We start from the raw sequence: 25,502 nt of genomic DNA, 5'->3' as shown, positions 1-25,502 counted from the left end.
CTGATATGACCGCCCTCCCCCCGAACGGCCCCGACGATCCGGCCCTTCCCGCCGGCCTCTCCGACCGGGACCGTGCGGTCCTCGCGGTCGAGCGCCAGTCGTGGGCGGGCCCGGGCGCGAAGGAGCGGGCCATCAGGGAACAGCTGGGCATCTCCCCGACCCGCTACTACCAGCTGCTGAACGCCCTGCTGGACGACGTACGGGCGCTGGAGGAGGACCCGGTGACGGTGAACCGCCTGCGCCGGGTGCGGGAGGCGCGCCGGGGCCGCCGCTGACCCCGTACCGGTACGCGGCGTCCGGGCCTGGCCAGACCAAGCCGCTACCGGTACGCGGCGTCCGGGCCGGGCCAAACCGAGCCCCGGCCAGACCAAGCCCCTCCGGCGATTGAGGAGCGGGGTTCGGGGCAGCGCCCCGGTAGTACCCGCACAGGCCCCAGCCGCAGGCCCCGAGCCCCCGCGGACGGGCCCCGCGGACGGGCCCACCGACGGGCCCCCGCGGACGCCCCCGCCAACGGGCCACCGCCTATAGGCTCGGGCGCATGGGCAGCACTCCGCACACCCCGCCCCTGCCGGCCCCGGTCACCCCCGCCGGACAGGAGGGCCTCGCCGCGCTCCTCGCCCGGCCCGACCGCGCCGTCATCGCACTCGACTTCGACGGGACACTCGCCGACATCGTCCCGGACCCCGAACAGGCCCGCGCCCACCCCGGCGCCGTCGAGGCGCTCGCCGCACTGGCCCCCAAGGTCGCGTCGATCGCCGTGATCACCGGCCGCCCGGCCGGCGTCGCGGTCCGCCACGGCGGCTTCGCAGGGGTCGCGGGGCTGGACCGGCTCGTCGTCCTCGGCCACTACGGCGCCGAACGCTGGGACGCCGTCTCCGGCACCGTCCGCGCCCCCGCCCCGCACCCGGGCGTCGCCGCGGTCCGGGCCGAACTGCCCGGCGTGCTCGACCGGTTCGACTCCTGGCAGGGCACCTGGATAGAGGAGAAGGGCCAGGCGCTCGCCGTCCACACCCGCCGCGCCGCCGACCCGCAGGCCGCGTTCGAGGCCCTGCGCGGCCCCCTGGGCGAGCTCGCCGCCCGCCACGGGCTGATCGTCGAACCCGGGCGCCTGGTGCTGGAGTTGCGGCCCTCCGGCATGGACAAGGGCGTGGCCCTCACCCAGTACGTGCACGAGACGGGCGCGGGCTCCGTGCTCTACGCCGGTGACGACCTGGGCGATCTGGCCGCGTACGCGGCCGTCGACAAACTCCGTACCGAGGGCCCCGAAGGCATTCCCGGCCTGCTGATCTGCAGCGGCAGCGCGGAAGTGCCCGAACTGGCCGAAAGGGCCGATCTGTTGGTGCCGGGCCCCGGAGCCGTCGTCGCGTTCCTGTCAGCCCTGGCCGAGCGCCTCTAGTGCCGCGACGGGGCGGACGTTGCCTGTCACGGCACCGACCGCCCGCCGGCTCCGCCCCGGCGCCTTCAGCCGAGGCGTCAGCCCTGGCCGAGCGCGTCCAGCTGGTCCAGGAACCACTGCTGCGGCGGCAGCGCGGTGGCCGCCGCGGCCAGCCGCTTCGTGCGGGCCGTCCGTTCGTCGTCCGCCATCGTCAGTGCCTCGTGGAGGGCCGCGGCGGTGGCGGAGACGTCGTACGGGTTCACCGTGATCGCGTCGGCGCCCAGCTCCTCGTACGCCCCCGCCTCCCGCGACAGCACCAGCGCGCAGCCGTGGTCGGAGACGACCGGGACCTCCTTGGCGACCAGGTTCATCCCGTCCCGGATCGGGTTGACGAGCGCGACGTCCGCCAGCCGGTACGCCGCCAGCGAGCGGGCGAAGTCGTCCTTGACGTGGAGGACGACCGGGGTCCAGTCCGCCGTCCCGTACGCCTCGTTGACCCAGTCGGCGACGCGCTGGACCTCGGCCGTGTACTCCCGGTAGACCGCCAGGTCCTGCCGGGAGGGATAGGCGAACGCGATGTGGACGACGCGCCCGCGCCACTCGGGCCGCTCGTCGAGCAGGGCGCGGTAGGCGTGCAGACCGCGGACGATGTTCTTGGACAACTCCGTACGGTCCACCCGCACGATCGTCTTCCGGCCGGGGCCCACCTGATCCCGCAGCGCCGCCATCCGCTCGTCCACATCCGGCTCATGGGCGCGGCGGCGCAGGAAGTCCGCGTCGGCGCCCAGGCCGTGCACCCCGACCCGGGTGTGCCCGGTGCCGCCCAGGATCTCCGCGCAGCAGCCGATGAACGCGTCCGCCCAGCGGCGGGTCAGGAACGCCGCCCGGTCCGCGCCCAGGATGCCGCGCAGCAGCTGCTCGGCGATGTCGTCGGGCAGCAGCCGGAAGTAGTCGACGGGCGCCCACGGGGTGTGCGAGAAGTGGCCGATCCGCAGGTCGGGGCGGAGCTCGCGGAGCATGCCCGGCACCAGCGCCAGGTGGTAGTCCTGCACGAGGACCGCCGCGCCCTCGCCCGCCTCCTCGGCGAGCGCCTCGGCGAAGGCCCGGTTGTACGTCTCGAAGGAGGCCCACTGCCGGCGGAAGTCCGCGTCGAAGACGGGCTCGACGGGCGTCTGGTAGAGCATGTGGTGGACGAACCAGAGCACCGAGTTGGCGATGCCGTTGTACGCGTCGGCGTGCACGTCCGCGTCGATGTCGAGCATCCGGACGCCCGGCTCGCCGACCCCGCGCCGCACCGCCTCCCGGTCACCGTCCCCGAGGGCGGCGCAGACCCACATCTTGTCGTCCACGGCGCTCAGGCCGGAGACGAGTCCGCCTCCGCCGCGCCTGGCGTCGAGGGAGCCGTCCTCGCGCAGCGCGTACGAGACCGGGCCGCGGTTCGACGCGACGAGTACCTGGGCAGCGGGCTGAGGGGCGTGCTCGGAGACCATGGGCGAAATCTAGCCCGATCATGAACCGCCCAAACGTGCGAAAGCAGGCCACCTCACGCCGCGCGGCGTGAAACGTACTCCTCGATCTCGCGCATCGGCGGCCGCTCCTCGGTGTCCACCGGGTAGGTGCGCGGGACGAACCCGTGCTCACCGCGCTCGAACTGGGTCAGCGACGGGCGGACCAGATGGCCTCGGGAGAGGCGGAGTTGAGCGGTCCGGTAGATGGCGGCCGCCATCCGGCCGAGCGCCTGGCCGTCCTGGTGGCGGTGTTTCCGGACGCCGACGTCGACCTGGGCGAGCGCGTCCAGGCCGACCGTGTGCAGCGCGTCGACGAGCAGGCCCAGCTCCACTCCGTAACCGACCGGGAACGGCAGCCGCTCCAGCAGCGAGCGCCGCACGGCGTACTCGCCGCCCAGCGGCTGGACGAATCCGGCCAGCTGGGGCCAGTGCAGATTGAGCAGCGGGCGTGCCACCATTTCGGTGACGCGGCCGCCCTGACCGGTGGTGTCGCCGAACGGGCGGTCGTACATCGCCTTGACGAACTGCACCGAGGGATCGGTCAGCAGCGGACCGACGATGCCGGAGACGAAGTCCGCCGAGAAGTCCTTCAGGTCCGCGTCGATGAAGCAGACGATGTCGCCGCCGGTCACCAGGAGTGACCGCCACAGCACCTCGCCCTTGCCGGGGACGGCCGGAACGCGGGGCAGGATCGCGTCACGGTGGACGACGCGGGCGCCGGCCCGGCGGGCGACCTCGGTGGTGGCGTCCGTCGAGCCGGAATCGATCACCACGAGCTCGTCGACCAGCCGGACCTTCTCCATGAGCTCGCGCCGGATCGTCGTGACGATGTCCCCGACCGTCTCCGCCTCGTTCAGCGCGGGCAGCACCACGCTCACGGTGGGGCGGCCGTGCGCGTCGTTCCTGGCGTCCAGCAGACGGTCCAGCGGACGGTCGGCGGCTGACCAGGAACGCCTGGTCAGCCAGCGTTCGACCTCTTCCAGCACGGTCGATACTCCCTGTATGTGATCCATCTCGCGGTACGGACGACTATCTCAACAGTCCGGTGCTTCGGTTACAGTCTTGAACAACGCAGATGGCCGTCGCATGCCGGGGTCCGTCCGCCGATAAACGCCTGGATCCAAGGTCCAGTGCCACAGCGCTCATCCAGAGGGACAGAGGGAACGGCCCGTTGAAGTCCCGGCAACCCTCCCGCCGACCGCGAGGTCAGGTGGGGAAGGTGCCAATTCCGTCTCGTGACGAAATGCGTCGCGAGGAAGATGAGGAGAAAGGGCCTCGCCATCATGGCTATCGAGACTGTTGCCGCACCCGCCGAAACCTCCGTGGACCTCGGTCCCGCCGCGGCGCTTTCCTGCCGCGAATGCGGAGAGCGATTCGCACTCGGCCCCATTTTCGCCTGCGCGTCCTGTTTCGGGCCGCTCGAAGTGGCGTACGACCTGCCGAGCGGCTCCCCCGACGAGCTGAAGAAGCGCATCGAGGCCGGACCCAACAACATCTGGCGCTACGCGCCGCTGCTGCCGGTCCCCTCCGATGTCGCGGACAAGCCCAACATCAACCCCGGCTTCACCAAGCTGGTCAAGGCCGACAACCTCGCCCGTGAGCTGGGCGTCACCGGCGGTCTGTACGTCAAGGACGACTCCGGCAACCCGACGCACTCCTTCAAGGACCGCGTCGTCGCGATCGCCGTCGAGGCCGCCCGCGCCTTCGGATTCACCACCCTGTCCTGCTCCTCCACCGGCAACCTCGCCGGCGCCGTCGGTGCCGCCGCCGCCCGGGCCGGCCTGCGCTCCTGCGTGTTCATCCCGCACGACCTGGAGCAGGGCAAGGTCGTCATGGCCGCGGTGTACGGCGGCGAGCTGGTCGGCATCGAGGGCAACTACGACGACGTCAACCGCTTCTGCTCCGAGCTCATCGGCGACCCGCTCGGCGAGGGCTGGGGCTTCGTCAACGTCAACCTGCGTCCGTACTACGGCGAAGGGTCCAAGACCCTCGCGTACGAGATCTGCGAGCAGCTCGGCTGGCAGCTGCCCGACCAGATCGTCATCCCGATCGCGTCCGGCTCGCAGCTCACGAAGATCGACAAGGGTCTCCAGGAGCTGATCAAGCTCGGCCTCGTCGAGGACAAGCCGTACAAGATCTTCGGCGCCCAGGCCGAGGGCTGCTCCCCGGTCTCCGCCGCGTTCAAGGCCGGGCACGACGTGGTCCGGCCGCAGAAGCCGAACACGATCGCCAAGTCCCTGGCGATCGGCAACCCGGCCGACGGCCCCTACGTCCTGGACATCGCCCGCCGCACGGGCGGCGCCGTGGAGGACGTCAACGACGAGCAGGTCGTCGACGCGATCAAGCTGCTGGCCCGGACCGAGGGCATCTTCGCCGAGACGGCGGGCGGGGTGACGGTCGGCGTGACGAAGAAGCTGATCGAGGCCGGTCTGCTGGACCCGGCGCTCACCACCGTCGTCCTGAACACCGGTGACGGCCTCAAGACGCTGGACGCCGTGGCCGCCACCTCGCAGGCGAGCGCCACGATCCGCCCGAGCCTGGACGCCTTCCGCGCCGCCGGCCTCGCCACCAGCTGACCACCCGAGACTGAAGGAAGGGCACCCGCCATGAGCGTCAAGGTCCGTATCCCCACCATCCTCCGCACCTACACGGGCGGCCAGGCCGAGGTCCCGGCCGAGGGCACGACCCTCTCCCAGGTCATCGAGTCCCTGGAGAAGGACCACCCGGGCATCGCCGCCCGCGTCCTGGACGACCAGGGCAAGCTGCGGCGCTTCGTGAACGTGTACGTCAACGACGACGACGTGCGCTTCGAGGGCGGCCTGGACGCGGCCACGCCGGACGGTGCCGGCATCTCGATCATCCCGGCCGTCGCCGGCGGCTGCTGAGCCGCGGCCCGGACCCTTCGCGGCCGCCGGGCCGATTTCACAGCGTGACCACGATTGCCCCCTCCGCGAGAGAAGCGGAGGGGGCAATTCTGCATGGTTGAGCGGGGTACAGTGAGGGAAGCCCCCTCCGCTGCCCGTGCCCCCCGCATACGAGAATGCGCCTGGACACGACAAGAAGCAGCCAAAGTGTGTGAGCTCCTTGCGTCATAAGTCACCTTTGCCTGGCCCGACTTGCCCTGGAATCTCATAAATTCCTCATATTCGGGCGATCGGTTCTGCTCAGAATTCTCGTCCGATTGACCTGTTGCAGAGGGCAGTTGGGCAGATACATTCGGCCGCGGTCGACGCGTTCCGGCGCACGCACCCTCTCCTGTCGGAGGGTGGGTTCTGACCCGGGCCCGCGAAGTGCGGTCCTGTGAAAGGGCCAGTAATAGGGGAGTTGGGCATGGCTCAGGGCACCGTCAAGTGGTTCAACGCGGAGAAGGGGTACGGCTTCATCGCGGTCGACGGTGGTGCGGATGTTTTCGTCCACTACAGCGCGATCCAGATGGACGGGTACCGCACCCTCGAAGAGGGTCAGCGAGTTGAATTCGAGATCTCGCAGGGCCAGAAGGGGCCGCAGGCGGACATGGTCAAGCTCGCCGTCGGCTGAGCCCGGCCGGGTTCGACGCAGTCGGTCGACGACACTACTCACGCACGGAGGGCCCGTACCCCACAGGTACGGGCCCTCCGCGCGTCCGGGGCCGCTTCCGTCGCGCCCCCCGTGGCTGTCCACACTCCGAGGGAGACGCTTGCACTCTCGGGGGTCGAGTGCTAATTATTGGCTTAGCACTCTCTGGGTGAGAGTGACAGAAACTTGGACCGGGCCGGTGAGGCCCGCAGGCCTCCGGGGCAAGGAACCGGCAGGCACGCAGGCCGTCCGTCGCGGGCGCCACTCGGTCCGGAGAAATCCACCCCTGTCCGGGAGGACCACTTCATATGGCCAAGATCATCGCCTTCGACGAGGAGGCCCGGCGCGGTCTTGAGCGCGGCATGAACCAGCTCGCCGACGCCGTCAAGGTCACCCTCGGCCCCAAGGGCCGCAACGTCGTCCTTGAGAAGAAGTGGGGCGCCCCCACGATCACCAACGATGGTGTTTCCATCGCCAAGGAGATCGAGCTGGAGGACCCGTACGAGAAGATCGGTGCGGAGCTGGTCAAGGAGGTCGCCAAGAAGACGGACGACGTCGCCGGCGACGGTACGACCACCGCCACCGTTCTCGCTCAGGCGCTCGTCCGCGAGGGCCTTCGCAACGTGGCCGCGGGTGCGAACCCGATGGCTCTCAAGCGGGGCATCGAGAAGGCCGTCGAGGCCGTCTCCGCCGCCCTCCTGGAGCAGGCCAAGGACGTGGAGACCAAGGAGCAGATCGCTTCGACGGCCTCCATCTCCGCCGCTGACACCCAGATCGGCGAGCTCATCGCCGAGGCCATGGACAAGGTCGGCAAGGAAGGCGTCATCACCGTCGAGGAGTCGCAGACCTTCGGTCTGGAGCTCGAGCTCACCGAGGGTATGCGCTTCGACAAGGGCTACATCTCGGCGTACTTCGCCACGGACATGGAGCGCATGGAGTCGTCCCTGGACGACCCGTACATCCTGATCGTGAACTCGAAGATCAGCAACGTGAAGGACCTCCTTCCGCTGCTCGAGAAGGTCATGCAGTCCGGCAAGCCGCTGCTGATCATCGCCGAGGACGTCGAGGGCGAGGCCCTGTCGACCCTGGTCGTCAACAAGATCCGTGGCACCTTCAAGTCCGTCGCCGTCAAGGCCCCGGGCTTCGGTGACCGCCGCAAGGCCATGCTCGGCGACATCGCCATCCTCACCGGTGGCACCGTCATCTCCGAGGAGGTCGGCCTCAAGCTGGAGAACGCCGGTCTCGACCTGCTCGGCCGCGCCCGCAAGGTCGTCATCACCAAGGACGAGACGACGATCGTCGACGGCGCCGGTGACAGCGACCAGGTTCAGGGTCGCGTCAACCAGATCCGTGCCGAGATCGAGAACTCCGACTCGGACTACGACCGCGAGAAGCTCCAGGAGCGCCTCGCGAAGCTGGCCGGCGGCGTGGCCGTCATCAAGGCCGGTGCCGCGACCGAGGTCGAGCTCAAGGAGCGCAAGCACCGCATCGAGGACGCGGTGCGCAACGCCAAGGCCGCCGTCGAGGAGGGCATCGTCGCCGGTGGTGGCGTGGCTCTGCTCCAGGCCTCGGCCGTCTTCGAGAAGCTCGAGCTCTCGGGTGACGAGGCGACCGGCGCCAACGCCGTCAAGCTGGCGCTGGAGGCTCCGCTCAAGCAGATCGCCGTCAACGGTGGTCTCGAGGGTGGCGTCGTCGTCGAGAAGGTGCGCAACCTGCCGATCGGTCACGGCCTCAACGCCGCGACCGGCGAGTACGTCGACATGATCGCCGAGGGCATTCTCGACCCGGCGAAGGTCACGCGCTCCGCCCTGCAGAACGCCGCGTCCATCGCCGCGCTCTTCCTCACCACCGAGGCCGTCATCGCCGACAAGCCGGAGAAGGCCGCTGCCGGCGGCGCTCCGGGCGGCATGCCCGGCGGTGACATGGACTTCTGATCCTGACGGATCGGTAGCTCCTGCACAGCAGTACACGGCACCGGCCCCCGGGGATTCGTCCCCGGGGGCCGGTGCCGTCTCCGTCTCTCCGTCTCTCGGTCCTTCCTCTCCGGCCGGATCCGGCGGGAAGGCCTCAGCGGCTGAACACCATCTCCGGGAAGCGGTCCGAAGGGCCGTCCAGCAGGTGGTCGTCGTGGCGGCGCAGCCACCGCCCGAAGAACGACGTCACATACGCCCGTCCCGCGGCCGCCGCCCGGTCCGGCCGCACGGTCCCGACCGCGGAGGCCAGACCGTCCGCGGGCTCGGCACCCTGCCGCGCCAGCTGCGGCAGCAGCACCTGAGCGTCCGTGTACGAGGCATGGCGCGAGCCGGTCAGCGTGACGTTCGCCTTCCAGCCGCGGGTGTTGCGCCAGAACGCCGCCCAGGACGGCTGCCGGCGATAGTCGCCCGACCCCTCGCTCTCCGTCCCCATCAGCAGCAGCGGCCGGTCGAGCCCTTCGAGCGCCACCGTGCTCAGCCGGCTGCCGTCCGGCAGCGCCCCGCCGACGTAGTCCATCTGCCCGTCCATGTTGACGCCCGCCCGGATCCGGCGGTCGTCATGCATCGCCTGGGCCGCCGTGAAGCCGCCCGCGGAGTGGCCGAACATCCCGATGCGCCGCAGCTCGAGTACGTCCCCGAAGCGCGTCCGGTTCAGCTCCGGCAGCCGGTCGAGCACGAACCGCGTATCGGCCACCCGTACCGCGACGACCTTCCGCAGCAGGGCGCTGACCGCGTCCGGGTCGTTGGGCGGGGCGCCGTCGAAGATCCGCATGGTGGCGAGCCTGCCGCCGGGGAACTCCACTTCGGTGGCCTCGTAGGTGTGGTCGACGGTGACGACCGCGTATCCGTGGCTCGCCAGGTCGTCCACCAGCGCGGTGTTCCAGGTGCGCGGGTCCCCGAGCCCGGGGGAGTAGAGGACGACGGGCAGCCGCCCGGCCCGGCGGTGAACGGGCGCGTCCTGCCGGGCGTGGCTGAGCGTGGCGCCCCAGTCGGCCGTCCCCGGCGCCATCCCCAGGTTCAGCGCGGCGGCGCCCCCGGGCCCGCCGAAGTGGGCGGCCGCGGCAGCCGACATCTGGGGCACGCGGGGCGCGGAACCGCCGGGCGCGGCCGGGTAGCGGACGCTGACCATGAGCTCGCGGTACGGGGACAGGTCCGGTGCCCACGGGTCGGTGCGGGTGCGGTCGACGAGCCGGAGGGTCGTGGAGCCGACGTCGAACGGGCCGGTGGGGTGGGGCAGTTCGGCGGTCGGAAGCGAGCGGGGAACCCCGCCGGAACCAGCCCCGGAACCCGCCCCGGTCCCGGTCCCGGCCCGCGCTCCGGGCCGGCCGGCTGCTACGGACGGTACGGCGTACGTGGCCGGCGCGGCGGTCGCGGCCAGCCCGGTGACGAGCACCTGCCGGCGGTTGTGGGTGCGGGTACGCGGGACTGCGGTCACTGGACTCTCCCCGTTCGGACGGCGCGGGCACGGTGCGCACCGTGCTGCGGACACCCCACGATGCCCCGCCGGTGTGCCCGGTCGCGTGATACCCGGGTGCTCAATCGGCGGGTCGGCACCCGGTACCCCGGTATGAGGCGGGGTGGCCGGTCAGCCCGCGTCGAGGCCGTCGACCAGGCGGTTCAGGAAGCGGGCGAACGTGGCGTCGGGGGTGACGGGGCGGCCTGCCGAGGCGAGGGCCTCGGCCAGTTCCGGGTGGTGGCCGTCCGCGGCGACGGCGGCGAGGTAGAGCGCCTCGGCCGCGGCCCGGTCCGGTGACAGGGCGGCCTCGGCCTGCGCCACCTCGTGGGCCACGTGCCCGGCCACGAACGCGGTGAGCTGGGCGAAGACCTCCAGCCGGGCGCCGCCGTCGAGGCCGCTGGGACGCAGGGCGGCCAGGGCGTGTTCCAGGAACGCGAGGGTGCGGGGGCCCAGGGTCCGGCGGGCGGACACGGCGGTTGCGAGCCAGGGGTGGCGGAGCATGTGGTCGCGCTGGAGGTGCCCGATGGCCTTGAGGTCGGCCCGCCAGTCGCCGGTGAGCGGGCCGGAGGCGGGCAGTTCGCCGTTGACGTGGTCGATCATCAGGTCCAGCAGCGTCTCCTTGTCGGGGGCGTAGCTGTAGAGCGACATGACTCCGGCGCCCACCTCCGCGGCGACCCGGCGCATGGTGACCGCGTCGATTCCCTCGGCGTCGGCCAGGGCGACGGCCGCCACCGTGATGGCCTCACGGCTGAAGGCGGGCCTGCGCCCCCGGCGGGGCCGGTCCGGGGTCAGCCAGAGTTCGCGGGGGTCGACGCCGGGGGCGCCGGACCCTTCGGCACGGGTCACGGTCCTGCGGTTCCCTTCCTCACGGATACGGCCTCATGGATGCAGCCGCACGGATGCAGCCTCACGGATGCGGCCGCACTGCTGCGGCTCCTGTCTGCGCTCATCCAAGCATCGTCTATTCTCGTACACAGTACGAGAATGAGTGGAGCGACGGAGGCGAACGATGACATCACCCACGCACGACGCCCGGCCGAGGCCTGCCCGGACACCGTCGGCAGCGAAGCCGCCGCTGTCCGCGCGCATGATGCGCGCCACCTGGCGCGGCCTCCCGCCGAAGCGCCACCGGATCGCCCGGGAGCCGGGACTGACCGTCCCCGCCGCCGACGGCAGCCCCCTGATCACGGACCACTACTTCCCCCGTGACGAGGGCGACTTCCCCACCCTCCTCGTACGCTCGCCCTACGGGCGGGGCGTGCCCTGGTCCCCGCAGTACGGGATGCTCTTCGCCGAACAGGGCTTCCACGTGATCCTTCAGAGCTGCCGCGGCACGGGCGGCTCCGGCGGCACCTTCGACCTCTGGCGCAACGAGGCCGCCGACGGCCTCGCCACGGTGGACTGGCTGCGCGAACAGCCCTGGTTCAACGGCACCCTGGGCACGGTCGGACCCAGCTACCTCGGCTACGTCCAGTGGGCACTGGCCCTGGACCCGCCACCCGAACTGAAGGCCATGGTGGTCCAGGTCGGCCTGCACGACCCGTACGCCCTCTTCCACACGGACGGCGCGCTGAAGCTGGAGAACGCGCTGCTCGTGGGCACCGGAATGACGTACCAGCACCGCGGCATGGGTCCGTTCGTCAAGGCGACCCTGCGCCTGCGGCGCCACCTGAAGGAGATCGTCAACGCCCGTCCGCTCAGAGGCGCTTACGTGGCCGCGCTCGGCCAGGAGGTGCCCTGGCTCGATGACGTGATGACGCACCCGGACCCGGACGACCCGTACTGGAAGGGCGCGTCGGCCGCCGAAGCGGCCGACCGTCCCGGCATCCCCACCGCCCTGATCACCGGCTGGCGCGACGCCCTCGTCGACCAGACCTTCGCGCAGTACGCCCGGCTGCGCGCCGCGGGCGCCGAGACCACGCTGCTCGCCGGGCCCTGGACCCACGCGTCCGCCCTCCAGCGCGGCTGGCCCGAGGTGTTCGCCGAAAGCCTCGCCTGGCTCCGCGCCCACCTGTGCGACGACCGTTCCGGCCTGCGCCCCACCCCCGTACGCGTCCACACGGGCGGCGCGGACGCGGCCTGGCAGGACCTGGACGCGTGGCCGCTCAACCCCGCCACCACCGCCTGGTTCCCCACCGCCGACGGCCACCTCACCCGGCAGCCCCCCACGGACCGGGCCGCCCTGACCACCTTCCGCCACGACCCGGCCGCCCCGACCCCCGCTCTCGGCGGCCCACTGCTCTCCCTCACGGCCGGCGCCAAGGACAACAGCACACTGGAGTCCCGCGACGACGTCCTCACGTTCACCGGCCCGGTGCTGACCGAGCCCGTCACGGTGCTGGGCGCGGTCTCCGCGCGGATCTCCGCATCCACGGACACGGGCCACGGGGACGTCTTCACCCGCCTGTGCGACGTGGACGCGGCGGGCCGCTCCACCAACGTCTGCGACGGCTTGGCACAGTTGCGTACGCCCGGCGGGGAACCGGCCCACGTCACGGTCCCCATGAGCTCCACCGCGTACCGCTTCGCCGCAGGCCACCGCATCCGCTGGCAGATCAGCGCGGGCGCGCACCCGCGTTACGCGCAGAACCCCGGAACGGGCGAACCCCGCGTCGAGGCAACGGAGTCCGTACCGGTCCAGGTCACCGTCCACGCGGACTCCGCGCTGCTGCTCCCGCAGGGCGAGGACTGAACGGGGGCGCCGCGTCCGTGGCACCCCCGTCGTACGCGGCCGTCAGAGCTGGTTGATCGGGCGCATGGCCAGACCCTCGGTACCGGCCCAGCCGTTCACCCGTGCCGCGTCGTCGTAGGAGACGGTGCCGAGGCCGTCGGGCAGGTCGAAGACGAGGGTGCCCCTGAGCTCGGTGCCCTCGCCGGCGACCAGCGTCGCGGTGAACCGGTCGGCCTGGTCGTACTCCGCCTCGCCGCCCTCGTCGTTGCCGAAGACGTACAGGCCCGCGTACGCCTTGCCGCCGCCGCCCTCGACGACGACGGGCTCGGTGTCCGGCTCGCCGAGCGCCTCGACGGTCGAGGCGTCGGAACCGGCGGCGAGCCGCACCAGCGGTCCGTCGTTGAGCACACACGGCGCCCCGCCGTCGTTGGTGACGGTCAGCAGGAAGTGCCGGGGGGTCTCCCCGGACGCGTCCTGGAGCTCGACCGCGGTTCCGAGGCCGGAGGCCGTGCAGTCCTGGTACTGGGTGCCGTTGCCACCGCTGGTCTCGCCGCTGTCCCCGGTCGCGTCGGCGGCCGGGCTGCTACTGGACCCGGTTCCGGAGTCGCCGGACGGCTCGGTGCCCTTGGACGGGCTTCCCGCCGCCGGGACGGAGCCCGACGGGGCGGCGGCGTCGCCGTCGCCCCCGGAAGGCCGGCAGGCGGTGGCCGCCAGCAGGGCAGCGGCGACACCCGCTCCCAGGAGGGTGCTGCGCAGGGCCTGACGTACGGAACCGGTTCTGACTGCCTTCGTGTGCATGCTGAAGTCCCATTCCCCCGAGACCGGACCACCGGGCCGGCCTGTGTACGGCCTACTGGCCACACAGAGGAGTGTGACCGCAACCCGATGGTCAAGTCACCGGCAATCAGGGCTTGTTACCGCACGCGCACGAAGCGCCCACCGCGACGTGACGATGTCCGCAGCGGGCAGGCCCCCGGTGACCGCCACGCCATCGCCACCTCCGTCACCGCCCGCTCAGTCGAGGCAGAACTCGTTGCCCTCGATGTCCTGCATCAGCTGACACGACTCGTTCTCCTCATCGGCCACCAGCAGCTTCCCGCGTACGGCCCCGAGCGGAATGAGCCGCGCGCACTCGGCCTCCAGCGCGGCGAGCCGCTCCTCACCCACGAGCCCGGTGCCGGCCCGCACGTCGAGATGCACCCGGTTCTTGACGACCTTGCCCTCGGGGACGCGCTGGAAGTACATGCGCGGCCCCGCGCCGGTGGGGTCGGAACAGACGAATCCCTTGAGCGGCAACTCCTCGGCAGGCAGGGAGCCCTTGTACGCCTCCCAGCTGTCGAACCCCTCCGGCGGCTCCGGCACGACGTAGCCCAGCACCTCGGCCCAGAACCGCGCGACGCGTTCGGGGTCGGCGCAGTCGAAGGTGATCTGGACCTGCTTGATCGTTGTCATCGGGCCAAGATAGTGGGTGGCGCACTCGCTGCCACGGGATATTCGGCGCGCTCCCCGTCCCGGGGCGGGCAGTAGCGGTCGCGGGCCTGGATGATCTCCAGGCCGTCGGAGTCGGTGACGCAGCCTTGCGTCTGCCTGAGCTGTTCAGAGTTTTCTTACTGATTCAAGGGCGTCCCGCCCCGCGCAGGGTCGGCCTCCGGACGGTGGGTCCGGGCGGACGGGGCTCGCCGGTCCTCACCGGCAGGCATGTCATCGGTTCACCGGCGCATCCGATGCGTCCGGTGCGCCTCCGCCCAGCAGGAGCGCGGCGACCGCGTCCGGGGCCTCGTGCATGGCGTCGTGGCGGGTGGGGAGGGTGTGGACCTGCCACGCGGGATCGGCGCGCAGCCGGTTGCGGAGTTCGGTGAACGGCGTCCGGTCCTCCCATCCCGAGCAGTAGACGAACTCCCGGCGGGGGACCCGGGCGTGCGCGCCCGTGAGCCGGATGGTCTGGAGGAACGAGGCGAGGGGATGAGGGCGGCGGCGGGGATCGCCGTTGCCCGGGGGTGCTACGGCGTAGCCGGTGCTGGCCGCGCCGGCGGCGAACACGTGGCGGAAGTGGTCGTTCGTCGACGACCAGCACGACTCGCCGTCCTGCGGTACGTAGGCGTCGAGATGCACCAGCCGTGAGACCCGGCCGCCGGCGCGGTCGGCGGCTGCGGCGATCACCATCCCGGCGTAGCTGTGGCCGACCAACGTCGCGTCGGTGATGCGGGCGCGGTCGAAGTGCCGCACCACGTCGCCGGCGTGTGTGTCGAGGTTGGCGGCCGCGACCGTAGCGATGTCGTCGTCCGGCCGGAGGCCGGTCAGGGTCAGGGCGTGAACGGTATGGCCGGCCCGCTCCAGCAGCGGGACCACCGCCTCGAAGGACCAGGAACCCTTCCAGCCACCGGGTACAAGAACGAACGTTGCCATGTGATCTCTCCTTGCCGCTCAAGCCGAGGCATCGAGGTGTCGAGGCGTCGAGGCGCCCTGCCGCGATGCGATGCGATGCGGTTCGGCCGGGCGCTTCGCGCCGCCGTCGACCGCTCCGTACGGAGAAAGCCTCGCCGGAACAGGGCCTGGCCGACCACCGATACGATGCCGATCGATGCCCGTTCACCGCCAACCTCCCGGAAGCGCCGGCGTGACCTCACACATCTGGCCGTCCGGCGGGCGCCACCACTGGCCGTCCGGCGGAACGAGCGAAGCGCGGTCGCACGCACGCGGACACCTGGTGTACGCGGCCGGTGGCGTCCTGGCGGTTCACACCGAGCGCGGTACGTCGATCGTGCCCGCCAACCGCGTCGCCTGGACCCCCGCCGGATTCACCCACCGCCACCGCGCCCACGGCGACACCGATATGCGCATCGTCTTTCTCCCGCAGTCCCTCAGCAGGCTCGTCCCGGATCGCCCCGCCGTGTTCCTGGCCTCCGGCCTCGCCCGCGAAGTCCTGCTCGCCCTGACCGGCCCCCGCAACTACGACGACGCCGTACCGGACTACAGCCCCGCCGCCCGCGCCCGCCTCCTCCGCGTCCTCGTCGACGAACTCCGCGAAGCGCACGAACAGCCGCTGCACCTGCCCGAGCCGCAGGACGACCGGCTGCGAGCCATTGCCCGGAGGCTCTACGAGACGCCGGCGGACAACTCCACGCTGACCGAGCTCGGGAAGGCGGTCGGAGCCGGCAGCCGTACCCTCAGCCGGCTGTTCCGCAGCGAACTCGGCATGACCTTCTACGAGTGGCGCACCCAACTGCGCGTCTACCACGCGCTCGTACTCCTCGCCGACGGCCACGACACCACCCGCACCGCCCACGCCTGCGGATGGGCCAACCCCAGCAGCTTCACCGCAGCGTTCACCGGCATCATCGGAACGACCCCGGGCCGCTACCGAACCGGTCGAACGAATACCGCGCGCTCGTCACAACTCCCTTAGACGGCACAGCTGTCGCGTTGAATCCGGCCAGGCCCCCGCCGACGCCCGTCACCGGTACGTACGGTCCGCCCGCGGCACCAGCCCCGCCCGTACCGCGCTCATCCTGGCCCGCACGCCTTGTACGGGTACGGCGCCCGCCGGACCGCTGGGTGCGGTCGCGGGCTTGCCCCGGCATGCGCCGCAGATGCCGCCGCGCATGGCCTCGGGGCTTCCGGGGGCCCGGCACTCGCTGCATTCCAGGGTGCGCAGGACGACCTGGCGGACGGGGGCGACGCGCGCGGGCGGCAGTTTGTCGAGCAGCCTCCGGGCGACGAACGCGGCCGGGCTGTAGATCTCCGCCGGAAGGCCCTGGGTCAGCGCGCACATGATCTCCGCCTCGGTGGCGCCCCGCTCGAACCACTCGCTGACCTGCGGTTCCAGCGTCACGCAGTTCGGTTCGGACAGGGTCAGTCGGGGAGCGGTCTCTCCGAGCGCGGCCAGGAGGATGAACGACCTTGTGCGGGTGCGGCGTTGGGGTGTCGGCGGTACGTCGCCCCGGGTGTACGCCGCCCACCACTCGTCCTCGCGCGCGGTGCGGGAGAAGAACGTACGCGTGACCCAGATCAGCGCCTCCTCGGTCGCCACGCATTCGCTGCCCCTGCGCAGGTGTCCGGCCTCCTGGAGGCGGTTCAGCGTGGTCCGCAGCGCGCACTGTCCGTAGGGCAGCACCTTGGCGAGCATCTTCACGGAGATGTCGGCGCCGTCGCAGAGCCCGTCGATGTACGTGGCGATGGCGGCGTCACGCGGGAGGAGATGGGTGAAGTCGTGGCCCGTGCGGGGGCGTTGGTCCGGGGCCGAACGCTTGCCGTATCCGGGATTCGCCATCGGATGGTCGAGCGTGGGCGCGGGGCCGGGCAAGGGAACAGGGGCAGCACTAAGCTGGCTGACAGCCATGGGATCGCCTCGATCGATCGTCCTGGTCAGGCCCCTGCTCGGTGTTTCCTCACCGGCGGGGGCCGTCGCGGTCCTGGCTGACGCTAGAGCGTGACTACCCTCCGTCGCAAGTCGGTCGCGAAAAGTCAACCCGCCAGGCAGGGAGGGTGGGTGGGAATCAATCCCGCCATCCATTCCTCTGAAAGAGCGCTCGGATCTCGGGGCTTGAGCCCCGGACGATTCGACGAGTGCGGCTCCCCGGTCCTGCCGGAGAGCCGCTCGGGGAGGGCTTTCCGCTCAGAGTTCGAGAAGAGCGATGCGGATGGCCCGCTCCACGTGGTTGGCGGTGTTCTCGTAGCCTGCGGCGTTGGGGTGGACCAGGGTGGCGCGCCTGTTGATCGGGGCGCAGTTCAGGAGCGTGCCGGAGACGCTGGTGGGCCAGTAGTCCTCGGCGTTGCCGCAGATGCCCTCGACCCACTTGGCGTCCGCGGGCTGGCAGGCGTCGTGGCCGACGCTGGAGGCGTAGACGTCGACGTAGCGGTCACCGAAGAAGTCCGTGACCCGCTTGATGGTGTTGTTCAGCTGCTTGAGGACGTCGTCGCGGAGCCAGTTGATGTCGCTGTGGGCGATCGGGCCGAGCTCGGAGAGGGACAGGCGGTTGCAGTCGGCGGCGTTCTCCGGCAGCACGGCCGGGTAGCCGACGGTGACCACCTTGGCGTTGGGGGCGGCCTGGTGGACGTTGGCCAGCATCTCGATGTACTCGTCCTGGACCCGGGCGAGCTTCTCGTCGATGCTCTCCTCGCCCTCGGAGGGGTTGGTGTACTGGTCGCGGCAGGTCTGTCCGGTGGCGCCCTGGGTGAGGCAGGTCAGGAGCATGCCGCCGAAGGGCAGGCTGTTGCCGCCGACGCCGATGGTGATGACGTCGGTCTGATCGCCCAGGTTGGCCCGCTTGATCTGCGTGTCCACGGCGGACCAGCCGGCCGCCGGGGGCTGGACCGGGCTGATCGGCGTCTGCCTGGTCTTGGCGATGTCGCTGATGGTGGCGTTGCCGCAGCTGACGTTGGTCAGGTTGACGGGCTTGCCCGGCGGGAACTCGGCGAGCTCCCGCTCGACGAGCCCCGGGTAGGCGCCGGAGGTGCGGTCGCAGCCGTCCCGCGAGGCGTCGCCCAGCGCGGGCAGCGGCTCACCGACGAAGCCGCCGGCGGTGTACGAGTCGCCCAACGCGGCCCACTCGTACTGATCGGCCGCACCGGCGGAGCCGGAGGGTACGAGCGTGGCGGCGGCCAGCACGAGACCGACGGCCAGGGCGCGTGTGCGCAGGCGGGAAACGGGGTGTCGCATGGATTCTCCAGGATCGGCGAAGGGCGCCCGGGGCAGGAATGTGCCCGGGCGGAGGCACCTCGGCCAAGATCATCCACGTCGGCGGGCCGCCCTCTTCGCAACACGGGCGCTCCGGACCCGATCGGCCCAAATGGTCAGATCTTTCATGTCGTCATCTGCCAACACCCCGCCGTGGGGCCAGTCGCGGGAGTCTGTTCGGGCGTTCCGGTCCGCGTCCGGTGCAGGTGTGCGCTCGCCGCAGGGAGCGACAGGGTGCTCCCTGTTCGGATGTGTCGCTTCCGTGGAATCGCGCTGGGACCAGTTGGGCCGGCACTCGCGGCCCCAGGTCCGGCAGTACCTCGGGCACCTGGAGCACGGGCGTCGTCCTGCCGGGAGCTGCGAGGAGGATGAACGAGCGAGCCCGGGGCGGTGGGGTATGTGGGCGACGACGCGCTGAGAGTGCCCTTGGGCGCCGGGGCTTGAGCCCCGGGTGGATCCTGGCCTCAACGACGGCCGTTGCCGCCGCCCCCTCGGCCCCCGGTGAACGCGGAGATGATCCAGATCACGAGCATGACGAGGAAGAACACGACGATGATCGTCGGGAGCGCGGAAGCCATCTTGGTCCTCCAGGAAGCGTGAGCGCCCGAGTCCGAAGTGGGCGCGAGACTATGGGGGTTGAGGGTACGGGCAGGTACTCGTGTGGGTGGTGCCCGGGCGCTCGTCCTGCATCGGATCTTCACTTCGGGGCGTCCTCGCCGCATCGGGGTGCGGGAAGCCCGGGGCGTTGTCGGTGGCCTCGGATATCGTCCGGCGTATGGATCAATCCGCGCTGATCGCCGAACTCGAAGAAGCCGGACGGGACGCGGAGACGACCTCCGACATCGTTCGCCGGCTGGCCGAACCCGGGGCCGATGCCGCGCCCGGACTCGTGGCCGCGCTGGGCAAGGTGAGCCGATTCGCCCTGTGGGGTCTGCGGGACGCCCTGCGGCTGATAGGACCCGCCGGGTACGACGCGGCGGTGGCGGCCCGCGCCCGGGCCGAGAAGGTCCCCGACTGGTGGGAGCTGGGCCATGTGCTGCGCAGCTTCGACGAACGGTGCATCCCCCAGTACACGGCGACGCTGTCCCACCCCATGAAGGACCTTCGGCACCAGGCCCTGTGGGGGCTGGAGAACCTCGGTGAGGCCGCCGCCGGAACCATCACCGACGTCATCCCCTTCCTGAACGACCGTGATCAGCGCCTGCAGTACCAGGCCGAGAAGACCGTCCGAGCCATCGGCGCACACGCCGGGCCCACCCTGCGCGCCATCCGCCGTGACGGGCCCGGCCATCTGAGACGGCACGCGCTGACAGCCCTGGCCCTCACCGGCGGCAGGGACCAGTTCGACCTGCGTGACCGGCAGGCCCTGGAGCGTCTCGTCCGCATGAAGGCGGGTCATGACAGGCTGGACTCCCTGCCCAACCACCGCTGGCTGGCCGTCTCCGGCGCGCAGTACGAGCACCTCTTCGACGTCATGGGACTGCACGACCGCATACCCTGCACGATCGCCATGGGGCTTTCCGCCATGGAGAACGACGTCGCCGTGGTCACGGATCCCGACGGCGCGAAGCGCACGGCGTACCGGGTGTTCGTCACCCCGGAGCTGGACGGCTGGCGGCTGATCTACGCGGACACACCACTGGGGAACATGAGCTGGGACGTGGACGACCTGCTCGACCGGCTCAGCGCGGTCTGCGGCCAGGCCCAGTTCTTCTGCCAGGACGAGCACAGCGACTCGATGATCTGGTCGGTCGCCATCGACGGTGTGTCACACCGTCAGTACTGGCGTTACGGGGACCCGGAGTGGCGGGGCGAGCCCATGGAATGGGAGCAGCCCCTCACCGACGACCCCGACTACGACCCCGAGGGCGGCCACGATCCCGACGCCAGTATGGAGACCGAAGTCGACTTCGCGGCGCACTCCCTCTCCGTCGATCCGTTCATGGTCGGGGACAGAACCACCATGCGCGGCCACGCCTGGCTCGCGATCACCAGCCCGGACGTCGGCCACGACGCGTTCGCCGGGGTGACACGGATCTAGGGCGTGACCGCGGAGTCCCGTCCGGATCACGCCGGATGCGATCCGGACGCGAGTCCCTGGCCGTACGGGTTGAGCGCCCGGAACCGGACCGTGTCGCTGCGGCGGTCGAACCACAGCTCGGTGGAGAAGTCCCCGCTGCGGTCGAGTTCGTGCGACCGGATCCATTGCGGGGCATCCGGTCCCTCGCCCTTGAGCGGCTTCTCGAACCACGAGGAGAAGTCGTCGTCGGGTTCCTCGGAGACGAAGGCGTGGGCCGCCTTCAGCTCGTCGAGCTTCCCCGGTGCCAGCCGGGCGAAGCCCGAAATCACCAGGTCCGGCGACGGCAGGCCCCGGTCCTCGTCCCGGCTGCTCACCCACGTCGCTTCGGTGAGCGGGCCCAGCAGCGGGAACGCCTGCTCCAGCGGCGCGGGGTCGGTGTGCCAGTCCGGGTCGGTCCCGCTCGCCACCTGACGCACGGCCCACCAGGCCGGCAGGACCGCCGTCCCCGCCCCCATGCCGATGCCGATCCCGATCCGGAACAGCTTCCGTCGTTCCAACGTGATCCCCCTGATGCCTGACCTCTGCGGCACCGTATCCGGTTGGTAGTGTCCCGCGGATGGGTTGTTGGACTGCTTACCTCATCCGCCTGGAGGACGGCTCCGCCTGGGAGTTGGACGACAAGTACGGCCCATGGCATCTGACGGGGGCCGATGAGCGCGTACGCCTGGTGGAGAGGGTCCTCGCCCAGGGAAGGCGGATCACCGAAGCCCCGGTGGCGGCGCGGGCCTGCCGGGGGATCGCCCTGGACCTGGCCACACGCCGGTACCGCTTCTACAGCTGCGCGCTCGACATGCCGCGCGCCGGGGCCAACCACCGGGAGAGCATGGCCCTGCACCAGTCGGCGCTGCCGGGCTGGGAGGACTGGGACGTCGCCCACGCCTGGGGCGGGGACGAGGAACTGCGCCGCCTGCTCCACCCGGGGCCGCCGCCCGGACCGGCCGACGTTCCGGCCGTCGAGGTGTACCCGGCCTCACGCGACTACTGGTTCATCGACTGGGAACCGGAGGCCCGCCGCATCACCGTCCGCCACGACGAGCTGATCGCCGACAGCTTCGCCGGCGCGAAGTCCCTGGTCAGCATCATCAGCGCCGACGCGACCCTCACGCACTGGCAGCTGTCCAACCCCGTCGCCCCGCTTCTGGCCCACCACGGCGAGTCCCTTCCCGGCACCCTGGCGGCCGAGCCACCCTTCCCGCTGGCCGCCGAGGAAGCGGTGACCGACGGCGTGGTCATCGACCTGCCCGCCCGACGGCTGCGTTACTGGACCGCCGACACCGTCTCGCCGGGGCTCGTCGCACGGATGGCGCAGGCCTGGCCGGGCTGGACGGTCGAGCGGCTGGCCTGGGGACACCTCGGACACCTTGCCGCCGTCGGACAGCATCCCGAAGGGCTGAGCATGACCGATGCCGAACTGCGTGAGCGCCGCTGGGACGACGAGCTGATCGCCATCCGGAACCGTGCCCGCAGCACTCTTCCCACCGAACCGCGCGCCCTGATCTCCCCGAGCGTGCGCGTGATCGACCGCTGGTGAGGACCGCTCGGCCGCCGGACGGCCGAGGCCGTCGAGGACCGGGACCCGGTCCTCGACGGCTCCGTGCCGAGGGTACGTACCCGGTCCTCGTGCTCCGGGATTCAGCGCGTCTTCGGGGAAGGAGTCGCCCTCGGCGTCTGCTGCACGATGTCCGAGGGGTCCAGGGCGGGGCCACCGGGCACCTGGCCGGGATGGTCGACGATGCCGGTCGCCACACGGGCGTAGGCGCCGAAGTAGTCGGGGTCTCCCGGCCTTTCACGGCGGGAGCCGTGGTACGCGTAGGTACGCGGGGCCAGGAAGAGATACTGGCGGGTGCGCGACCCCTCCGGGAAATCAAACGCAATGGTGACCCCAGACCGTCCGGCGGCGTCTCGCATTGGTGTGCTGACCAGCTTGGCTCCGGGGATCAGTGCCAGGGCCCGATAGAGCGCGGCGTTGACCAGGGGAGGGATGTTCGATGCCTTCTCCAGAACGTTGACGATCCTGACAAACCGCGCTCCGGGGGTGACAGCCGGCTTCGTCCCGGGCTGGAAGTTGTGGAGATTTTCATCCGCGTTGCCGGAGAGGGAAACAGTGAGGGGTTGCGGCCCGTCGTCGAAGAAGGGGTCGGCACTCACCCGCTCAAGGAGCTTGCGTGGGTCGGTGGGCAGCTGGGACAGGACCTCGCGGGTCTCCCGGGGGTTGCTCCCGACCTTCCCCGGCTTCGGAACCTGAGTGATCACCCAGATGGCATCGGGGTCGCCCGTGGGGGTTTTCATTGCCCTCTTGCCCCCGTCGTACCGCACCCAGGAAGGGGCGTGCCGGCAGGGCTTTCCGCAGACCACAGTGTCGGTGTACACCCACTGGTCGGGCCTGGGTTCCTTGTCCGAGCCCTTCGCGGCATTGACCGCGGCCGCGTTCAGCACCTGGGCCACCGTCATGGCCCGCACCGGCTCCGTCGGTGCGCCCTGTCCGGCCGAGGTGGCGACGACGGCGGCGGCGACCACGCCCGCGGCCAGGCTCACCCATGCGGTGCGTCGTACGCCCGGACGCGCGAGGAGCCGTGGGGCGGCCACCGGCATGTCGTTTCCGGACGCCTCCTCTGCGGCCCGCTCGGCCCGCGCCTTTTCCAGGAGGGCGAGTTCCGTACCGAGTCGCTGCTTGAATCCGACCGGGGTGTTCATCGGGAGACCTCCGCAAGTGGGGCGGCGCTGAAAGCGTCGGAAGGGGTGGTGCGCCCGGCACGCAGCGCGGCCCGGGCACGGTGCAGGCGGACACGGGCGGTCGCCTGGGAGATCCGGAGCGCCTTCGCGGCCTCCTTGGTGGTCAGGCCGTCGACCGCGACCAGGTCGATCACCGCGCGCAACGGCTCGGACAGCACGGCGTGTTGGGCCAGCAGGTCCCTGGCCTCCCGCTCGGCGTCGATGCGCTCCTCGAAGCGCTGCACGTCCTGTTCGTCGAGCAGCCGGTGCCCCTGCAACGCGGCCACCGCCTTCCGCTCGCGGGCTGCGTTGCGGGCATACGACGCCACCGTGTTGCGGGCGATGCCGTAGAGCCACACCAGATGCGTACCGCGTCTGGAGTCGTAGCCCTCGAAGGCCTCCAGCGCGGTGACGAAGACGTCGGCGGTGAGGTCGGCGGCAAGGTGCCGGTCTGCGGTTCTGCGGGTGACGAAGCCGAGAACGGCGTCGAAATGAGCCTCATAGACCTCGCCGAACGGAGTTCGGCTCCGTCCGGGCTCGTGCGTGGGAATCTGCACGCGGGACCTCCAGTGAGGATCGGCAGTCTGTCACCCAGTCATTGGCAGGCAGGCACCGAAGTGTTACTTCACGCAGGTCAGAGGCTTGCCACGAACGCCGGGCAGGCTGCCGCGCGGAACGTCTGCGCCGGATGTCAGATCGTAGGTCAGGCGTGCGTCACCGGTGTGGACGCTCCGCCCGCGGCACCAGCCCCGCCCGTACCGCGCTCATCCTGGCCCGCACGCCTTGTACGGGTACGGCCCCCGCCGGACCGCTGGGTGCGTTCGCGGGGTTGCCGCGGCATGCGCCGCAGATGCCGCCGCGCATGGCCTCGGGGCTTCCGGGGGCCCGGCACTCGCTGCATTCCAGGGTGCGCAGGACGACGTGGCGGACGGGGGCGACGCGCGCGGGCGGGAGCTTCTTCAGGAGCCTTGCGCCGACGAAGTCGACGGGGCTGTGGATGGGTGGGAATCAATCCCGCCGTCCATTCCTCTGAAAGAGCGCTCGGATCTCGGGGCTTGAGCCCCGGGCGATTTCGACGAGTGCAGCTCCCCGGCCCTGCCCGGGGAGCCGCTCGGCGAGGAGTTCGGCCGGCTTTCGAGGAGGGCGATCCGGATGGCCCGCTCGGCGTGATTGGCCGTGGCCGTGTCGGCGTGCTCCTCGGCGTTGGGGTGGACCGGGGTGGCGCGCTTGTTGAGGGGGACGCAGTTCAGGAGCGTGCCGGGGGTGGCGGCGGGCCAGTAGTCCTCGGCGTCACGCCGACATCAACCCGGGGGACGTCGCTCAGCCGCGCTTGAGACCGGCCACGAACGACGACCAGGCCGCCGCGCGGAACATCAGCGCGGGGCCGTCGGTCACCTTGGAGTCGCGGACGGGGACGATCTCGGGGACGCCGTCGAGGACTTCGAGGCAGTCACCGCCGCTCGCTCCGCTGTAAGACGATGTGCGCCAGGAGCCCATCTCCAGGCAGTTCCCGCCGTCACCCCCGCTGTGTGAGGACTTGTGCCAAACAGCCGTCGAAAGGTCGCAGTCAGTACCGCTGAGCTTCATGGTCGTATTCCTCCGCCACCGACTCGATCAAGGCCAGGGATGTCGTGGGCGATACCGCGCCGGCCATCACCAGATCGTAAGTCAGTTCGTACTGACGGACCGTGGCCGGATCGTCCTCCAACTTGCCGATACCCAGGCCGTCCACATACGCGAGCTGCGGTGCATCCGAGAACGACATCAGTTTGAGGGGGCCGGTGAGTGCGGCATGAGCGCCCTCGGTGAACGGCAGTACCTGCGCGACGATCCGATGCCTGCGCATCAGCGACGAGATGCGCCGAAGCGCCTCCGCCATGACCGCGGGCCCGCCCACGACCCGGCGTAACACCGCCTCGTCCAGCACCACCCACAACAGCGGGGATGTTGGATCGGCGAGGATCTCGGCGCGCTCCAAGCGAGTCGTCACCAGTCCGTCGATGACGCTCTCCGCCGCCGTCGGCCGGTAGGCCCGGAACACCGCCCGCGCATACGCCTCCGTCTGCAGCAACCCCGGGACGAGCTGAGGTGCGTACTCCCGGATCGCCTCCGCGCGGGCTTCCGCCTCCGCGGCCTCGGCGAAGTGTTCCGGGTACTTCGACTTCTGCAGCGCCGCGCAGTTCCGTACGAAGAACCCGTCCGCGCCCAGGATTTCGTCGAACTTCTCCGCCTGGTCCATCTGCATCCGCCGCACCCCGGACTCCAGCTGTCCGATGAACGAGCCGCTGACGAAGAGCGGTGCGCCGAGGTCGGTCTGGGAGAGGCCCGCGTCCTCTCTCCGGTGGCGGAGTTCGGCGCCGAGCAGGGCGCGCGGGGAGGACGAAGGGTCGAGCTTTCTGGGACCTGGCATGACAACCCCCTGTGGCACACGTGCGGTTGTTGGAATCGCCGCTCTTCCAGATTAGCGAGAGATTGACCACGCTGAGTATGCGTTG

Annotated in this window: 24 protein-coding genes and 1 riboswitch; of the genes, 10 read left to right on the top strand and 14 right to left on the bottom strand. The window is 70.9% G+C overall.

The annotated features are described in order from the left end of the window. The first annotated feature begins 5 nt into the window (after window positions 1–5). A complete protein-coding gene (locus tag ACIQMX_RS06085; protein WP_363077022.1) occupies window positions 6–275 on the top strand; it encodes a DUF3263 domain-containing protein in 270 nt (89 codons plus the stop codon). A 263-nt stretch (window positions 276–538) separates the two neighbouring features. Next, window positions 539–1,396 carry a trehalose-phosphatase gene (otsB, locus tag ACIQMX_RS06080; protein WP_363077020.1) on the top strand — a complete coding sequence of 286 codons (858 nt, stop codon included), beginning with the start codon at window positions 539–541 and terminating at the stop codon, window positions 1,394–1,396. Between the two features lie 77 nt (window positions 1,397–1,473). On the opposite strand, the gene ACIQMX_RS06075 is transcribed toward otsB, so the two are convergent. Both ACIQMX_RS06075 and ACIQMX_RS06070 read right to left on the bottom strand, forming a co-directional pair. Continuing rightward, window positions 1,474–2,865 carry a trehalose-6-phosphate synthase gene (locus tag ACIQMX_RS06075; RefSeq protein ID WP_402475309.1) on the bottom strand — a complete coding sequence of 464 codons (1,392 nt, stop codon included), beginning with the start codon at window positions 2,863–2,865 and terminating at the stop codon, window positions 1,474–1,476. Window positions 2,866–2,918: 53 nt separating this feature from the next. Next, the gene (locus tag ACIQMX_RS06070) at window positions 2,919–3,869 is read right to left on the bottom strand and encodes a glucosyl-3-phosphoglycerate synthase (protein WP_148019366.1); all 951 of its coding nucleotides are present in this window, start codon (window positions 3,867–3,869) and stop codon (window positions 2,919–2,921) included. Between the two features lie 153 nt (window positions 3,870–4,022). Then, a riboswitch (SAM riboswitch) is annotated at window positions 4,023–4,149 on the top strand. A gap of 17 nt (window positions 4,150–4,166) precedes the next feature. On the opposite strand from ACIQMX_RS06070, the gene thrC reads away from it, so the two are divergent. The 4 genes from thrC to groL all read left to right on the top strand — a co-directional run bounded on the left by thrC (window position 4,167) and on the right by groL (window position 8,372). Then, a complete protein-coding gene (gene thrC / locus ACIQMX_RS06065) occupies window positions 4,167–5,459 on the top strand; it encodes a threonine synthase (RefSeq protein ID WP_402475307.1) in 1,293 nt (430 codons plus the stop codon). A gap of 30 nt (window positions 5,460–5,489) precedes the next feature. Then, window positions 5,490–5,768 (top strand): MoaD/ThiS family protein, encoded by a 279-nt coding sequence (locus tag ACIQMX_RS06060; RefSeq protein ID WP_328949760.1) that lies wholly within the window; start codon window positions 5,490–5,492, stop codon window positions 5,766–5,768. A 445-nt stretch (window positions 5,769–6,213) separates the two neighbouring features. Beyond that, window positions 6,214–6,420, top strand: coding sequence for a cold-shock protein (locus ACIQMX_RS06055; protein ID WP_003967346.1), 207 nt, complete (start codon window positions 6,214–6,216; stop codon window positions 6,418–6,420). A 326-nt stretch (window positions 6,421–6,746) separates the two neighbouring features. Continuing rightward, on the top strand, window positions 6,747–8,372 hold the full coding sequence (gene groL / locus ACIQMX_RS06050) for a chaperonin GroEL (protein WP_123524516.1): 1,626 nt from the start codon (window positions 6,747–6,749) through the stop codon (window positions 8,370–8,372). A 133-nt stretch (window positions 8,373–8,505) separates the two neighbouring features. Here groL and ACIQMX_RS06045 read toward each other — a convergent pair whose 3' ends face one another. After that, complete coding sequence (locus ACIQMX_RS06045) at window positions 8,506–9,846, bottom strand: alpha/beta hydrolase family protein (protein WP_402475302.1); 1,341 nt, start codon at window positions 9,844–9,846, stop codon at window positions 8,506–8,508. 150 nt (window positions 9,847–9,996) lie between these two features. Beyond that, window positions 9,997–10,713 carry a TetR/AcrR family transcriptional regulator gene (locus ACIQMX_RS06040; protein ID WP_402475300.1) on the bottom strand — a complete coding sequence of 239 codons (717 nt, stop codon included), beginning with the start codon at window positions 10,711–10,713 and terminating at the stop codon, window positions 9,997–9,999. Window positions 10,714–10,876: 163 nt separating this feature from the next. On the opposite strand from ACIQMX_RS06040, the gene ACIQMX_RS06035 reads away from it, so the two are divergent. Then, window positions 10,877–12,559, top strand: coding sequence for a CocE/NonD family hydrolase (locus tag ACIQMX_RS06035; protein ID WP_402475297.1), 1,683 nt, complete (start codon window positions 10,877–10,879; stop codon window positions 12,557–12,559). Between the two features lie 42 nt (window positions 12,560–12,601). Here the strand turns inward: ACIQMX_RS06035 and ACIQMX_RS06030 are convergent, their stop codons facing one another. The 3 genes from ACIQMX_RS06030 to ACIQMX_RS06020 all read right to left on the bottom strand — a co-directional run bounded on the left by ACIQMX_RS06030 (window position 12,602) and on the right by ACIQMX_RS06020 (window position 14,944). Beyond that, window positions 12,602–13,336, bottom strand: a complete 735-nt coding sequence (locus ACIQMX_RS06030; protein WP_402475294.1) for a DUF4232 domain-containing protein — start codon at window positions 13,334–13,336, stop codon at window positions 12,602–12,604. 216 nt (window positions 13,337–13,552) lie between these two features. Continuing rightward, window positions 13,553–13,990 carry a VOC family protein gene (locus tag ACIQMX_RS06025; RefSeq protein ID WP_363077006.1) on the bottom strand — a complete coding sequence of 146 codons (438 nt, stop codon included), beginning with the start codon at window positions 13,988–13,990 and terminating at the stop codon, window positions 13,553–13,555. Between the two features lie 249 nt (window positions 13,991–14,239). Beyond that, window positions 14,240–14,944, bottom strand: a complete 705-nt coding sequence (locus ACIQMX_RS06020; RefSeq protein ID WP_363077004.1) for an alpha/beta fold hydrolase — start codon at window positions 14,942–14,944, stop codon at window positions 14,240–14,242. Between the two features lie 175 nt (window positions 14,945–15,119). Between ACIQMX_RS06020 and ACIQMX_RS06015 the strand changes: the two genes are divergently transcribed. Next, the gene (locus tag ACIQMX_RS06015; RefSeq protein WP_402475290.1) at window positions 15,120–15,944 is read left to right on the top strand and encodes an AraC family transcriptional regulator; all 825 of its coding nucleotides are present in this window, start codon (window positions 15,120–15,122) and stop codon (window positions 15,942–15,944) included. Between the two features lie 48 nt (window positions 15,945–15,992). Here the strand turns inward: ACIQMX_RS06015 and ACIQMX_RS06010 are convergent, their stop codons facing one another. Then, the gene (locus tag ACIQMX_RS06010; RefSeq protein WP_402475287.1) at window positions 15,993–16,808 is read right to left on the bottom strand and encodes a hypothetical protein; all 816 of its coding nucleotides are present in this window, start codon (window positions 16,806–16,808) and stop codon (window positions 15,993–15,995) included. 345 nt (window positions 16,809–17,153) lie between these two features. Next, window positions 17,154–18,197 (bottom strand): SGNH/GDSL hydrolase family protein, encoded by a 1,044-nt coding sequence (locus tag ACIQMX_RS06005; protein WP_402475284.1) that lies wholly within the window; start codon window positions 18,195–18,197, stop codon window positions 17,154–17,156. 793 nt (window positions 18,198–18,990) lie between these two features. Between ACIQMX_RS06005 and ACIQMX_RS06000 the strand changes: the two genes are divergently transcribed. Further along, on the top strand, window positions 18,991–20,256 hold the full coding sequence (locus ACIQMX_RS06000) for a HEAT repeat domain-containing protein (RefSeq protein ID WP_402475281.1): 1,266 nt from the start codon (window positions 18,991–18,993) through the stop codon (window positions 20,254–20,256). A gap of 26 nt (window positions 20,257–20,282) precedes the next feature. Here the strand turns inward: ACIQMX_RS06000 and ACIQMX_RS05995 are convergent, their stop codons facing one another. Then, window positions 20,283–20,792, bottom strand: coding sequence for a hypothetical protein (locus tag ACIQMX_RS05995; protein WP_402475277.1), 510 nt, complete (start codon window positions 20,790–20,792; stop codon window positions 20,283–20,285). A 59-nt stretch (window positions 20,793–20,851) separates the two neighbouring features. Here ACIQMX_RS05995 and ACIQMX_RS05990 point away from each other — a divergent pair, with 59 nt between their 5' ends. Next, window positions 20,852–21,826 (top strand): hypothetical protein, encoded by a 975-nt coding sequence (locus ACIQMX_RS05990; RefSeq protein ID WP_402475274.1) that lies wholly within the window; start codon window positions 20,852–20,854, stop codon window positions 21,824–21,826. 101 nt (window positions 21,827–21,927) lie between these two features. On the opposite strand, the gene ACIQMX_RS05985 is transcribed toward ACIQMX_RS05990, so the two are convergent. The 4 genes from ACIQMX_RS05985 to ACIQMX_RS05970 all read right to left on the bottom strand — a co-directional run bounded on the left by ACIQMX_RS05985 (window position 21,928) and on the right by ACIQMX_RS05970 (window position 25,417). After that, window positions 21,928–22,989 (bottom strand): CU044_5270 family protein, encoded by a 1,062-nt coding sequence (locus tag ACIQMX_RS05985; protein WP_402475271.1) that lies wholly within the window; start codon window positions 22,987–22,989, stop codon window positions 21,928–21,930. Continuing rightward, on the bottom strand, window positions 22,986–23,564 hold the full coding sequence (locus tag ACIQMX_RS05980) for an RNA polymerase sigma factor (protein WP_363076988.1): 579 nt from the start codon (window positions 23,562–23,564) through the stop codon (window positions 22,986–22,988). Before ACIQMX_RS05980 ends, ACIQMX_RS05985 begins: the two co-directional genes overlap by 4 nt. Before the next feature lie 763 nt (window positions 23,565–24,327). After that, window positions 24,328–24,594 (bottom strand): DUF397 domain-containing protein, encoded by a 267-nt coding sequence (locus ACIQMX_RS05975; protein ID WP_402475268.1) that lies wholly within the window; start codon window positions 24,592–24,594, stop codon window positions 24,328–24,330. Further along, on the bottom strand, window positions 24,575–25,417 hold the full coding sequence (locus ACIQMX_RS05970; protein WP_402475265.1) for a Scr1 family TA system antitoxin-like transcriptional regulator: 843 nt from the start codon (window positions 25,415–25,417) through the stop codon (window positions 24,575–24,577). The genes ACIQMX_RS05975 and ACIQMX_RS05970 overlap by 20 nt, the downstream gene beginning before the upstream one ends. Window positions 25,418–25,502 lie beyond the last annotated feature (85 nt).

Origin of the sequence: Streptomyces sp. NPDC091416 (genome assembly GCF_044756845.1) — a bacterium.
Taxonomy (GTDB): domain Bacteria; phylum Actinomycetota; class Actinomycetes; order Streptomycetales; family Streptomycetaceae; genus Streptomyces.
This window is presented reverse-complemented; position numbering and strand designations above follow the sequence as displayed.